General features: G+C 67.6%; 11 protein-coding genes. 8 read left to right on the top strand and 3 right to left on the bottom strand.

The features are described 5' to 3' along the window. Positions 1-3: 3 nt before the first annotated feature. The 3 genes from iolB (at position 4) to D5S18_RS16380 (ending at position 3,108) form a co-directional block, all read left to right on the top strand. Entirely contained in the window at positions 4-906 is a 903-nt protein-coding gene (gene iolB, locus D5S18_RS16390) for a 5-deoxy-glucuronate isomerase (protein WP_120042192.1), read from the top strand. Continuing rightward, the gene (iolD, locus tag D5S18_RS16385) at positions 906-2,747 is read left to right on the top strand and encodes a 3D-(3,5/4)-trihydroxycyclohexane-1,2-dione acylhydrolase (decyclizing) (RefSeq protein WP_120041846.1); all 1,842 of its coding nucleotides are present in this window, start codon (positions 906-908) and stop codon (positions 2,745-2,747) included. The genes iolB and iolD overlap by 1 nt, the downstream gene beginning before the upstream one ends. 154 nt (positions 2,748-2,901) lie before the next feature. After that, positions 2,902-3,108 carry a cold-shock protein gene (locus tag D5S18_RS16380; RefSeq protein ID WP_120042191.1) on the top strand — a complete coding sequence of 69 codons (207 nt, stop codon included), beginning with the start codon at positions 2,902-2,904 and terminating at the stop codon, positions 3,106-3,108. A gap of 75 nt (positions 3,109-3,183) precedes the next feature. Here D5S18_RS16380 and D5S18_RS16375 read toward each other — a convergent pair whose 3' ends face one another. Then, positions 3,184-4,380, bottom strand: a complete 1,197-nt coding sequence (locus D5S18_RS16375; protein ID WP_120041843.1) for an MFS transporter — start codon at positions 4,378-4,380, stop codon at positions 3,184-3,186. A 103-nt stretch (positions 4,381-4,483) separates the two neighbouring features. Here D5S18_RS16375 and D5S18_RS16370 point away from each other — a divergent pair, with 103 nt between their 5' ends. The 3 genes from D5S18_RS16370 (at position 4,484) to D5S18_RS16360 (ending at position 8,693) form a co-directional block, all read left to right on the top strand. Beyond that, positions 4,484-5,383 carry a LysR family transcriptional regulator gene (locus tag D5S18_RS16370; protein ID WP_120041841.1) on the top strand — a complete coding sequence of 300 codons (900 nt, stop codon included), beginning with the start codon at positions 4,484-4,486 and terminating at the stop codon, positions 5,381-5,383. 688 nt (positions 5,384-6,071) lie between these two features. Then, a complete protein-coding gene (gene serA / locus D5S18_RS16365) occupies positions 6,072-7,670 on the top strand; it encodes a phosphoglycerate dehydrogenase (RefSeq protein ID WP_120042190.1) in 1,599 nt (532 codons plus the stop codon). A gap of 15 nt (positions 7,671-7,685) precedes the next feature. Further along, the gene (locus D5S18_RS16360) at positions 7,686-8,693 is read left to right on the top strand and encodes a 3-isopropylmalate dehydrogenase (protein WP_120041839.1); all 1,008 of its coding nucleotides are present in this window, start codon (positions 7,686-7,688) and stop codon (positions 8,691-8,693) included. 27 nt (positions 8,694-8,720) lie between these two features. On the opposite strand, the gene D5S18_RS16355 is transcribed toward D5S18_RS16360, so the two are convergent. Further along, positions 8,721-9,332, bottom strand: coding sequence for a TetR family transcriptional regulator (locus tag D5S18_RS16355; protein ID WP_158607884.1), 612 nt, complete (start codon positions 9,330-9,332; stop codon positions 8,721-8,723). A 341-nt stretch (positions 9,333-9,673) separates the two neighbouring features. Then, positions 9,674-10,816 carry an MFS transporter gene (locus D5S18_RS16350; protein WP_120041835.1) on the bottom strand — a complete coding sequence of 381 codons (1,143 nt, stop codon included), beginning with the start codon at positions 10,814-10,816 and terminating at the stop codon, positions 9,674-9,676. Between the two features lie 227 nt (positions 10,817-11,043). On the opposite strand from D5S18_RS16350, the gene D5S18_RS16345 reads away from it, so the two are divergent. Together D5S18_RS16345 and gltX are read left to right on the top strand one after the other, a co-directional pair. Next, positions 11,044-11,817, top strand: a complete 774-nt coding sequence (locus D5S18_RS16345) for a fumarylacetoacetate hydrolase family protein (protein ID WP_120041833.1) — start codon at positions 11,044-11,046, stop codon at positions 11,815-11,817. Positions 11,818-11,830: 13 nt separating this feature from the next. Further along, positions 11,831-13,306, top strand: coding sequence for a glutamate--tRNA ligase (gltX, locus tag D5S18_RS16340; protein WP_120041831.1), 1,476 nt, complete (start codon positions 11,831-11,833; stop codon positions 13,304-13,306). Positions 13,307-13,394: the final 88 nt, after the last annotated feature.

Raw genomic sequence — 13,394 nt, 5'->3', positions numbered from 1 at the left:
TCGATGGCGCTGCACCGGCCTGCGGGCACGCTTGCCGAAGGAGACGATCCGATCCTGCTCACGCCCGAAGGGGCGGGCTGGAATTTCGCGGGTCTGCGCGTCCTGCGGTTGGCCGCAGGGGAATCCCGCACGATCCGGACCGGTGATTTCGAGGCGTTCGTCCTGCCGCTGTCGGGTGGTTGCACCGTCGAGGTCGACGGCGAGACCTTCGAATTGGCAGGTCGGGATTCGGTTTTCGCCAGGGTCACCGATTTCGCCTACGTGCCGCGCGATGCGCAGGTCCGGCTCACCAGCACGGCGGGCCTGGAGGCGGCGCTGCCGATGGCGCGGTGCACCCGCAGGCTGACACCGAAATACGGTCCGGCCGAGCAGGTTCCGGTGCAGGTGCGCGGCGCCGGTCCCGCGACCCGGCAGGTCACCAATTTCGGGGTCCCCGGTGTGTGGGAGCACGCCGACAAGCTCAATGCCTGCGAGTTGATCACCCCCGACGGCAACTGGTCGTCATATCCGCCGCACAAGCACGATGAGGCAGGCCCGTGCGAGGTGATCAACGAGGAGATCTACTACTTCCGCATCGCGGGCCGCGACGGGGTGACACCCGCGCCGCAGGGTTTCGGCCTGCACCGGACCTATACCGCCGACGGCGCGCTCGAAGCGGATGTCGCGGTGCGCGACGGCGATGTCTTCCTGATTCCGCGCGGCTATCACGGCCCGTGCGTGGCCGCGCCGGGCTATCCCATGTACTACCTGAATGTGCTGGCGGGTCCGGCGGTCGAGCGGTCCATGGCGTTCTGCGACGATCCGGCGCACGGCTGGGTGCGCGACAGTTGGGTGGGTCAGCCGGTCGACCCCCGCTGTCCGGTCACCGATCACCGGGGGCGCGTCGATTCGAAAGAAGGGCTCTGATGAGGCTCACCACCGCGCAGGCGCTGGTCGCCTGGCTGATCGCGCAGCGCTCGCGGACCGTCGACGATCGCGAGGCGCCGCTGTTCCCCGCAGTGTTCGCGATCTTCGGGCACGGCAATGTACTCGGTCTCGGCACCGCACTGCACGAGCGTCGCGCCGAGATCCCGGTCTGGCGCGGCCACACCGAACAGGGGATGGCCCTGGCGGCGGTCGGTCTGGCGAAGGCCGCGCAGCGTCGCCAAGTCGGCGTCGCGACGTCATCCATCGGTCCCGGCGCACTGAACATGGTGACGGCGGCAGGTGTCGCGCACGCGAATCGTCTTCCGCTGCTGCTGCTTCCGGGTGACACCTTCACCGGTCGCGCCCCCGACCCGGTGCTGCAACAGGTCGAACATTTCGGCGATGCCACGGTGACGGTCAATGACGCCTTCCGCGCCGTGAGCCGCTATTTCGACCGCATCACCAAGCCCGAGCAGTTGCTCGCGACACTGCCGCAGGTGGCGCGGGTACTGACCGATCCGGCGGACTGCGGTCCGGTCACCCTGGCGCTACCACAGGATGTCCAGGCCGAGACCTACGAGTTCCCCGAGGAATTCTTCGCGCCACACGTGCATCACATTCCCCGGCCACGTCCGGACCTGCGGGCACTGCACGCCGCCGCCGCGGCGCTGCGCGGGTCGCATCGTCCGCTGCTGGTGCTGGGCGGCGGGGTGCGCTATTCGGGCGCGGGGGAGCAGGCCGTCGATTTCGCCGAGCGCCACGGCATTCCCATCGCCGAGACCACGGCGGGCCGCACCCTGGTCCGCCACGATCATCGGCTGCACGTCGGACCGCTCGGCATCACCGGTTCCGAATCGGCGAATCTCCTTGCCGCCGAGGCGGATCTGGTGCTCGCCGTCGGAACCCGGCTCCAGGACTTCACCACCGCGTCCTGGACGGTCTTCGCCCCCGACGTCGGCATGGTCACCGTGAACACCGCCCGCTTCGACGCGGTCAAGCACGGCGCGCTCCCGCTGGTCGGCGACGCGGCCGCGACCCTGGCGGAATTGGCCGCGCCCCTGGCGAATTGGCGGGTGGACGCGGCCTGGTCCGCCAAGGCGGCCGCACTGCGCGGCGCCTGGGACGCCCACATCGATACCCTGCGCGCCCCCGGCGCCGGCCTGCCGAGCTATGCCCAAATCGTCGGCGCGGTCAACGATCTCAGCGGTCCGGGCGACTACGTGATGACCGCCTCAGGTGGCCTGCCCGGTGAGCTGATCGGCGGATGGCGCGCCTCGGGCGGCGCGCCCACCATGGATGTGGAGTACGGATTCTCCTGTATGGGGTATGAGCTCGCGGGCGCGTGGGGCGCGGCGATGGCCCACACCGGCGGCCTGGTCACCACCCTGCTCGGTGACGGCTCCTACTTGATGCTCAACTCCGAACTCTTCTCCGCGGCCTTCGCGGGCCACCCGCTGGTGGCCGTGGTCTGCGACAACGACGGCTACGCGGTCATCGCGCGGCTCCAGCAGGGGCAGGGCGGCGCGCCGTTCAACAACTTCTACGCCGATTGCCGCACTACCCTATCCGATCCGCCGCGGGTGGATTTCGCCGCGCACGCCCGCGCCCTCGGCTGCGCCGTATTCACCGCCGGGGCGGCGGCGGAATTCCGTACCGCCTATGCCGAGGCGCGGGCCGTCGCGATATCGGAATCCCGCCCTGTGGTCGTTGTCGTGCGCACGCAGCCCTCGGCGTGGACGGAGGCGGGCGCGTGGTGGGAAGTGGGGGTACCCATACATATGTCTGGACGTGACCAATATGTGGCCGCGAAGCCGGGGCAGCTGCGCTACCTGCGGAAATGACGATCGAGGCGGCCGCCACAACTGGGTCCCGAGGTCAGATCGCTCACATTCATAGGGGGTGCTTGTGGCCGAATTCGCCGGACCATGGCACAGTTGATCTACGAGACCAGGAGATGTTGAAGTGAAAACCTGGCTCGTCTACAGAAAGTTTGAAATGGCTCAGGGTATTGTCAAGTGGTTCAACAGCGAGAAGGGCTTCGGCTTCATCGCCCAGGACGGCGGGGGTCCCGACGTCTTCGTGCACTACTCCGCTGTGAGCGGCAACGGCTTCCGCTCCCTCGATGAGGGTCAGCGCGTGGAGTTCGAGATCGGCCAAGGACAGAAGGGCCCGCAGGCCCAGGACGTCCGCGTGGTGAACTAACTCCCACAGACGTTCGAACGGCCCCCGCACCTGGATGGCGCGGGGGCCGTTCGCGTTGTGGCCGGTGCGACACCACTATTCGGATTGTCGCCCGGAAACTGCCGGGGCACTGCCGAATACCGTGATCACGAGCGCTGCGGCGGCGAGCGCCGCGCCGAAATACAGTGCGGCGCTTGCACCGAACCGATTGGCGGCTACTGCGCCGAGGAGCGAGCCGACGGCGATGGCGAAATTGAACACCCCGACGAGCAGTGCGCCCGCACCTTCGGCGGCCTGCGGTGCGGACAGCAATGCCCAGGTCTGGGTGCTGACCGAGACCCCGCCGTAGGCCAGACCCCAGATCAGCACGAGCGCCCCGGCCGACACCACGCCGGTGCCGAGCAGCGGGAGCAGCAGCACCCCGACGGTCAGCACCCCGCAGATGAGCGCCGCCGTCGCACGCGGCCTGCGCCTCGATCGGGACCCGGCCACGAATGTGCCTGCCACCCCGGCTATTCCGTAGATCAGCAGCAGCGTCGAGATGGTTTGCGCACCGGCGCCCGCCGTCTGTTCCAGCACCGGCCGCACGAAGGTGAAGGCGGCGAAGTGTCCGGCCACCAGGAAGGCCACAATGAGCAACCCGGTGCGCAGCGGGGGTAGCCGCAGCAGACCGAACACCCCGCTCAGCGGCACCGGTCGCGCGGGCAATGCGGGCAGCGCCGCTACCATCGCCACCACCAGTGCGACCGCTACGGCCGCAGCGGTGGCGAAGCTCACCCGCCACCCGGCCACCGCGCCGAGGTAGGCCCCGGCGGGAATGCCGAGCACCGAGGCCACCGCGATCCCGCTGAACACCACCGAAACCGCGGTGCCCGCGCGTTGTTCGGGTACCAGCCGGGCGGCCAGCCCCGCCGCCATCGACCACACCCCGCCCATGCCGAGCCCGACCAGCACCCGGCCCACCGACAGCACGCCGAAATTCGGTGCGAGCGCCGCGATCAGGTTGCCCAGCGCCAGCACTCCCATCAGACCCGACATGACCACGCGCCGGTCGCGCGTGCCGAACAGTGCGGTGAGCAGCGGTGCGGATACCGCGGCGACCAGTCCGGTCTCGGTCATGGCCAGTCCGGCCGTGCCCGCGCTGACGTTCAGGTCCGCGCTCATCGGGGTGAGCAGTCCTACCGGCAGCATCTCCGAGGTCACCACGGTGAAGGTGCCGAGGGCCAGCGTGGCGACGGCCCACCAGCCGCGCCGGGACGAGGTCGGCGCGAGTCGCTCGCGTATCTCAGTCATACGTCCAGCCAACGGATTTCCGCAGGTGGAAACAATGGCGAACCGCGCATCGTTCCATTAGCCGGGCTCATGGAGCCGAGGTATTCGATCGGAGAGGGCGCGGATGGGATTGGAAGTGCGTGAGCTGGAGGCATTTCTGGTGCTCGCCGAGGAACTGCACTTCGGCCGGACCGGGGAACGGTTGTATGTCTCACAGGGGCGAATCAGTCAGTTGCTGCGTTCGCTGGAGCGCCGCATCGGCGGGCGACTGGTGGATCGGACCAGTCGTCGGGTCGTGCTGACGCCATTGGGGGCGGAATTCGTCGCCGCGTTGCGCCCGGCCTACCGGGCATTGAGCGACACCATGGACAAGACGTGCAATGCGGCGCGCGGTGTGCACGGCGTGCTGCGCGTAGGGTTCCAGGGCAGCACCGATGAGCACTTGATGCGCGCGATCGAACTGTTTCAGACCCGGCACGCGGACTGCTCGATCGAACTGCGCGAGATCCCGCTCGCCGACCCGTTCGGCACCCTGTATCGCAATGAGGTCGATCTCGCGCTGGTGCTCACCCCGGTGCGGGAACCGGATCTGCGGCTCGGTCTGGTCTGTGCGAAACGTCCGCAGCGGCTCGCGGTTTCGAGTAGGCACCCGTTCGCGGCTCGGGAGCGAGTCGCCGCGGCCGAGTTGACCGAGGTGCGGCTGGTCGGTGTGCGGGGTCCCGCGCCGCAGTATTGGCGCGATGCCCAGGCCCCGCCGTCCACCCCGGACGGGCGGCCGATTCCGGTGGGACCCGCGGTGAGCACGTTGGAGGAGGGGTTGGCCCAGGTGGCCACCGGGCGCGGCGCGCTGCTGCTGTGTGAGCCGACGACCGCGCACCGCGCTCGGCCGGGAGTGAGTTTCGTCCCGGTCGACGGATTGGCGGATTCGACGCTCGGTCTGATCTGGCATCGCAATCGGGAGACCGAACGGGTGCGTGCCTTCGCCGCCGCGGCCGCGGCGACCGCCGAAGATATCGGATCGTGATCGGGGCGCCTGCCGTTTCCGTGATAGGGGATTTTCGGCCGAAAACCGCTGGAAGACCGGATGGCATTGGGCATTTTCGATCTTTTGGAAAGTTCCGACCGGATGTTCCGCAAGTGGACGCGCGGGTGTCTCAGGGGATTCTCACAATTTGTGTTTCGCTCATCGAATTGCCCTGGTAGCTGTATGAAATGTGCAGGTAGACAGCGATGTTGACGCTATGGATGCGAGGTTGGTCAGTTGACCAGATCACAGTCGATCCGGCGCTGTAGTCTGCGTCACACAACCTCGAAAACCTGTAACCACATTCGATGCGCCGCCGATGTTCACCATGTCAGCCAGTTGAACTGGATTCGTTTTCAACGAAGAGGAAAACAATGATCCCCGTTATCATCGACACCGGTAGCGCCGCCCTGAACGGTCTGTGGAGCACATTCGGTGCCGCCCTGCACGGGATTGTGAGCACCCTGTGGACCGGTTCCTTCGGCCGCTGACTCCGAACGCGACCCTCGGCTGAGGCCGACCCCCGGAGTTCGAAAAGAGCCGGTCCCCGTGCTGCGCGGCACGGGGACCGGCTTTTCGCATGTCTGGGGAAAACCTTGTGACAAGGGCAGGCAAGCGACGCGGATCGGCGGGGAACTAAGCTGGGCCGCGGTAAATGCCGGCCCCCTTTCCCCAGGAGTACCCCACAGTGAGCCAAGCAGGCCGTCCAGTTGTTCTGATCGCCGACAAGCTCGCCCAGTCGACCGTCGACGCGCTCGGTGACGGTGTCGAGGTGCGCTGGGTCGACGGCCCCGACCGCCCGGCGCTGCTCGCCGCGGTTCCCGAGGCCGACGCGCTGCTGGTGCGCTCGGCCACCACCGTGGACGCCGAGGTGCTCGAGGCGGGCAAGAACCTGAAGATCGTCGCCCGCGCGGGCGTCGGCCTCGACAATGTCGATGTTCCGGCGGCCACCGAGCGCGGCGTCATGGTCGTCAACGCGCCCACCTCGAACATTCACACCGCCGCCGAGCACGCGGTCACCCTGCTGCTCGCCGCGGCCCGCCAGATCCCGGCCGCCGACGCCACCCTGCGCGAGCACACCTGGAAGCGCGGCAAATTCAACGGTGTCGAGATCTTCGGCAAGACTGTCGGCGTGATCGGCCTCGGCCGCATCGGCCAGCTCTTCGCCGCCCGCCTGGCCGCCTTCGAGACCAAGATCGTGGCCTACGACCCCTACGTCTCCCCCGCGAAGGCCGCGCAGCTCGGCATCGAACTGCTGGAACTCGACGAGGTGCTGCGCCGCGCCGACTTCCTCTCGGTGCACCTGCCCAAGACCCCCGAGACCAAGGGCCTGCTCTCGCAGGAGAAGCTGGCGCTCACCAAGCCGGGCGTCATCATCGTCAACGCCGCGCGCGGCGGTCTGGTCGACGAGGCCGCGCTGGCCGAGGCCATCACCTCGGGCCATGTGCGCGCGGCGGGTATCGACGTCTTCGACACCGAGCCGTGCACCGACAGCCCGCTGTTCGAGCTGCCGCAGGTCGTGGTCACCCCGCACCTGGGCGCGTCCACCTCCGAGGCGCAGGACCGGGCGGGCACCGATGTCGCCAAGTCCGTATTGCTGGCCCTGGCCGGTGAATTCGTGCCCGGCGCGGTGAACGTCACCGGCGGCGCCGTCAACGAAGAGGTCGCCCCCTGGCTCGATATCGTGCGCAAGCAGGGTGCGCTGCTGGGCGCGCTGTCCAATGAGCTGCCGGTCAGCGTCGAGGTGCAGGTGCGCGGCGAGTTGGCGGCCCAGGATGTGGCCGTGCTGGAGCTCTCGGCGCTGCGCGGAGTGTTCTCGGCGCTGGTCGAGGATCAGGTCACCTTCGTCAACGCGCCCGCGCTGGCTCGCGACCGGGGCATCACCGCGCAGGTGAGCACCGCCACCGAGAGCCCGAGCCACCGCAGCGTGGTGGATCTGCGCGCCGTCTTCGGCGACGGTCGCACCCTGAATGTGGCGGGCACGCTCACCGAGCCCGCGCAGGTGCAGAAGATCGTGAATATCAATGGCCGCAACTACGATATGCGCGCCGAGGGCCTGAATCTGGCGGTGCTCAACTACGAGGACCGGCCGGGTGCGCTGGGGCGGATCGCCACCCAGCTCGGCACGGCCGAGATCGATATCCTGGCCGCGCAGCTCAGCCAGGATGTGGACAAGCAGGGCGCCACGGTGATCCTGCGGGTCAATCGCGAGGTGCCCGCCGAGGTGCAGTCCGCCATCGCCGCAGCGGTCGGCGCGGCCAAGATCGCCCTCGTCGAACTTTCCTGAACGGAGCACGCTGTCATGAAGCTTGCTGTCATCCCCGGTGACGGAATCGGACCCGAGGTCATCGCCGAGGCGCTGAAGGTGCTCGACGCGGTCATGCCCGGCGTCGAGAAGACCGAATACGACCTGGGTGCCCGCCGCTACCACGCGACCGGCGAGGTGCTGCCGGATTCGGTGCTGCCCGAACTCAAACAGCACGACGCCATCCTGCTCGGCGCGATCGGCGATCCGTCGGTGCCCAGCGGCATTCTCGAGCGCGGGCTGCTGCTGCGCACCCGCTTCGCCCTGGATCACCATGTGAATCTGCGCCCGTCCAAACTGTTCACGGGCGTGCGCAGCCCGCTGTCGGGCGAGCCGGAGATCGATTTCGTGGTGGTGCGCGAGGGCACCGAAGGTCCCTACACCGGCACCGGCGGCGCGATCCGGGTCGACACCCCGCACGAGGTGGCCACCGAGGTCAGCACCAATACCCGTTTCGGTATCGAGCGCGTCGTGCGCTACGCCTTCGCCAAGGCGCAGGCCCGGCGCAAGCACCTCACCCTGGTGCACAAGACCAATGTGCTCACCTTCGCGGGCTCGCTGTGGCAGCGCACCGTCGATGCCGTCGCCGCCGAATTCCCGGAGGTGACAACGGCTTACCAGCACATCGATGCCGCCACCATCCATATGGTCAACGATCCGGGCCGGTTCGATGTCATCGTCACTGACAATTTGTTCGGCGACATCATCACCGACCTCGCCGCCGCGGTGAGCGGTGGTATCGGCCTGGCCGCCAGTGGCAATATCGATGCCTCCGGGGTCAATCCGAGCATGTTCGAACCGGTGCACGGCAGCGCCCCCGATATCGCGGGGCAGTCCAAGGCCGACCCCACCGCCGCCATTCTCTCGGTCGCGTTGCTGCTCAACCACCTCGGCGATGCCGAGGCCGCAGCCCGCGTCGAGGGTGCGGTCGCCAAGGATCTCGCCGCGCACGGGGGCGCGGCTTCGACCGTGGAGATCGGCGATCGGATCGCCGCTGCGCTCTGATTCTCCGCCCCGCCCGCCCTGCTCCGCTCAGTGCGTGCGGGGCGGCCTGGCGCGTTGACGGTGCTGGGTGAGGCCGAGGGCGCGTTGAATAAAGGCGACGGCCTTGGGGATGACCTCGGCGGGGGAGTGGCCCCCGTCGAGTAGATCGATCGCGCGGCCGAGCGCGCCGTCGATGAGGGCGGCGGTGAGATCGGCATCGGAGATGCCGTAGTCGATGAGCGCGGCCCGCAGCGGGGCGGCCATATCGTGCTGGGCGTGCGCGTTTGTGGCGCAGCCGTTCTCGTCGCGGGAGATACCGCCGCGCACGGCGATGCGGTGGGTGCCGGAGGCGGCCAGCGTCAGGGTGGTGCGGACGTAGGCCTCGATACGGCCCGCGGGGGTCTCCGCACATTCGACGGTATCGCGTACCAGCGCGCCCCATTCGGCGAAGGAGTCGGTGACGATCCTGGTCAGGAGCTCCTCACCGGAGCGGAAGTACTTGTAGACGCTGCTACGGGCGAGTCCGGCGGCCGCGCCGACGGCGGCCGGGGTCACGGCCTGCGGACCGTCGGCCAAGAGGATCGCGCGCGCCGCGGCCAATAGGGCGCGTTCCTGATTGGCGCGGTGCTCGGCAATGGTCGGCGCGTCGATCTTCGGCATTGACCTCCGTCCTTGGCAACGGTCCGTCGCCATCCTAGCGCATTGGCGACATCGCGTTGCCAAGATTCGGCGCGAACGGCGAATCGGCGTCCGTGGTCGGAAATGGTTGGGGACGACGGCTTTCGGACAGCAACGCCGCTGTCATCCGACTATTGTGCCTCGACGCGGCGGCGGAAGTCGTTGGTACGGAGACGTTTCAGAAGTGTCGATACTTCGGATCGGTGAAACATCCCATCATCCGCACCATTCGCCCGGATATCGCGCCACGAAATCCCCTGAAGGACATCCATATTCGATAGGCGATCCGAATGACGCGCGCTCAATGTTCGTGATGTGCGCGATTATTCGGACTTCCTATCGGTCGGCACCAGCGGCACCGCGGCGACCGCGAGGAGCGCGGCGGCCAGATAGGCCGCCGGGAACCCGCTCGCGGTGATGAGCGCGCCGAACACCGGCGGCACCGCGGCCACCGCCAGGTTCTGTCCGGTGTTCTGAATGCCCAAACCCCGTCCGCTCCAATAGGGTCCGGCTATCTCGGCGACGGCGGTGAAGGCCAGACCATTGTCCGAGACGGTGATGACCGAGGCCGCGACCAGCAGCGGGACCGCCAACCACCACCAGTGCGCCCACGCCGCGAAACCCAGTGCGGCCATAGCGATCACGGCCGCCACCGCGACGGTGCGCAGCGGTCCCAGGCGGCTGCCGACCCGATCCGACCAGGCGCCCGCGCCGATGCGCCCCAGCGCGCCGAGCACCTGCGTTCCCGTGACCAGCAGCCCGGCCGTGGCCAATGACCAGTCCAGATCGCGGTGCAGCCACAGCAGGGCGAAGGTCCACACGGTGCCCTGCGGCACCACCAGCAGCACCGAGACCGCGTGGATGCGCCACAGCGTGTTGTCGCCGCGATAGGGATTGGCCTGCAAGCCATTATCGGCCGCCCCTTCGGGTCGAGGCGGATCGACGATGCCGATCAGGCAACCGATCGCGGCCACCGCCGCCATCATCGCGGGCACCAGAATGGCCGCGGGCACACCGTGATTGGCGGCCACGTACGGGATGGTGAGTGCGGCGATGCCGACTCCGGCGGGCTGCGCCGCCTGTCGTATGCCCAGGGCCAGCCCGCGCTGCCGGGGCGGGAACCAGCCGACGATCACCCGCCCGCCTGCCCCATTCGTGCTGGCAGCGCCGACGCCCGCCACGAACAGCGCTGCGCCGAGGGCGATATCGGTGTGCATGGCCGCCGCGACCGAACCCGCCGCGCACATCAGCAGCGGGCCGCCGATCAGCACGCGCCGCTCGCCGATCCGATCGACCAGGTAGCCCCAGGCGATGAGGGTGCAGACCAGCCCGACCGTCGGCATGGCGACCAGCAGACCCGCCGTGGCCAGTGGCATGCCGCGACCGGTCAGCGCGGGCAGCAGGAATGGGGTGCCGTGCACGAAGATCGCGCTGGTCGCCTGGGCGAAGACGCCGAGGCCCAGCATCGACCATCGTCGGACTTGATTCGGCCGCTGTGTCGCTATTGCCACTGTTCCCGCCTAGCGTCTCAAAATATGGGAATCCAATCTCATGGATTGGAAAACGTCGTTCACGCTACACGCTGCGCGATGATCGCCGGGCGGATGCTCGAATCCGTCCCACGACACGGGACGCGCGGTACTCCCGTACCGCGTGGTCGGATGCGTTCGAGCAGGTCGATAGACTGCGAGCCATGCGTCTAGGTCGAGTTGCCAGTCCCGATGGGGTCGCCTTCGTCAGCATCGAGGGCGACGGAGGCGACAGCATCGCCAAGGAGATCGCGGAGCACCCGTTCGGTGCTCCGACATTCACGGGGCGGAGCTGGCCGCTGGCCGATATCCGCCTGCTCGCGCCCATTCTGGCCAGCAAGGTGGTCTGCGTCGGCAAGAACTACGCCGCGCACGCCGCCGAGATGGGCGGTCCGGCGCCGGAGGATCCGGTGATCTTCCTCAAACCCAGCACCTCCATCATCGGCCCCAATGCCCCGATCATCCTGCCGCCCAGTTCATCCCGAGTCGATCACGAGGGCGAACTGGCGGTCGTGATCGGCCGCCCCTGCAAGGATGTGTCCGCCGCCCGCGCCATGGACGTGGTGCTGGGATACACCGCCGCCAACGATGTCACCGCCCGCGACCAGCAGCGTCACGACGGCCAGTGGACCAGGGGCAAGGGTTACGACACCTTCTGCCCGCTCGGCCCGTGGATCGAAACCGCCTTGGATCCTTCGGATCTCGAGATTGTCACCGAAGTCGACGGCGAGGTCCGCCAGCGCAGCCGCACATCGCTTCTGCTGCACGATATTCCGACGCTGATCGAATGGGTGAGCACCGTGATGACGTTGCTGCCCGGCGATGTGATCCTCACCGGAACCCCCGAGGGTGTCGGCCCGATCACCGAGGGCCAACAGGTCTCGGTGACAGTCCAGGGCATCGGCACCCTCACCAATCCCGTTGCCGCCAAACGCTGATCGAAAGAGAGCCATGACAGAAGTACGGGTCCGATTCTGCCCGTCGCCGACCGGAACCCCGCACGTCGGCATGATCCGGACGGCGCTGTTCAACTGGGCGCACGCGCGCCACACCGGCGGCACCTTCGTCTTCCGCATCGAAGACACCGACGCCGCACGCGATTCCGAGGAGTCCTACCGGGCCATCCTGGACTCGCTGCGCTGGCTGGGCCTGACCTGGGACGAGGGGCCCGAGGTCGGCGGACCCTACGGTCCATACCGGCAGTCCGAGCGGCGTGAGATTCATCGCGATGTGGTCCGGCGACTGCTGGAGGCGGGCGAGGCGTACGAATCCTTCTCCACCCCAGCCGAAGTCGAGCAACGCCACCGCGAAGCCGGTCGGGATCCGAAACTCGGCTACGACAACTATGACCGCGATCTCACCCAGGAACAGATCCAGGCGTACCGAGATGCCGGTCGCCCCGCGGTGATTCGGCTGCGGATGCCCGACGAAGACCTGTCCTGGCACGACTTGGTGCGCGGCGAAACAACTTTCAAAGCGGGCAGCGTGCCCGACTTCGCACTCACCCGAGGAACGGGCGACCCGCTGTACACGCTGGTCAACCCGGTCGACGACGCGATGATGAAGATCACCCACGTATTGCGCGGGGAAGATCTACTTTCGTCGACTCCACGCCAATTGGCGCTCTATGCCGCGCTGCGACGCATCGGTGTCGCCGAGTTCACCCCCGAGTTCGGTCATCTGTCGTTCGTGATGGGCCAGGGCAACAAGAAGCTGTCCAAACGCGATCCGGAGTCGAATCTGTTCGCACATCGCGATCGTGGATTCATTCCCGAAGGTTTGCTGAATTACCTCGCACTGCTCGGATGGGGCCTGTCCGACGATCACGATGTGTTCTCCATGGCGGAGATGGTGGCAGCCTTCGATATTTCCAAGGTGAATGCGAACCCGGCCCGATTCGACCAGAAGAAGGCCGACGCTCTCAACGCCGAGCACATCCGGTTGCTGGAGTCCGGAGATTTCACCCACCGGTTGCGCGAGTACCTCACCGAACACGGCCACATCGGGGCCGAAATCGATGACGCGAAGTTCGCCGCCGCCGCGGAACTGGTGCAGACCAGGATCGTGGTGCTCGGTGATGCATGGGATCTATTGCGATTCCTGTTCGCGCCCGCCGACGAGTTCGAGATTGATCACGCGGCGGGCACAAAGAATCTCGGGTCCGATGCCGAATCCGTATTGCAGGCCGCCATTGTCGCCCTGGAGCCGCTGACGCAGTGGTCGGCGACCACGATCGAGGAGGCGCTCAAAACGGCGCTCATCGACGAAATGGGGCTCAAACCGCGCAAGGCGTTCGCACCCGTGCGCGTCGCGATCACCGGCTCGCACATCAGCCCTCCCCTCTACGAGTCGATCGAGTTGCTCGGCCGCGACCTCACCCTGACGCGCCTGCGCGCCGCACAGGGGTGGACGCCGTCGCGAAACTGAGCCCAAACCGGGCGATGACCAGGCGATTTGTAGTTCACCGGTAGCCGTAGGGTAATCTTCTCCTCGGCCCGGAACACGGTCTCGAGTC

The sequence above is a fragment of the Nocardia panacis genome (assembly GCF_003598715.1).
Taxonomy (GTDB): domain Bacteria; phylum Actinomycetota; class Actinomycetes; order Mycobacteriales; family Mycobacteriaceae; genus Nocardia; species Nocardia panacis.
Note: the sequence above shows the minus strand (reverse complement) of the source record. Positions and strands in the feature narration are given on the sequence as shown.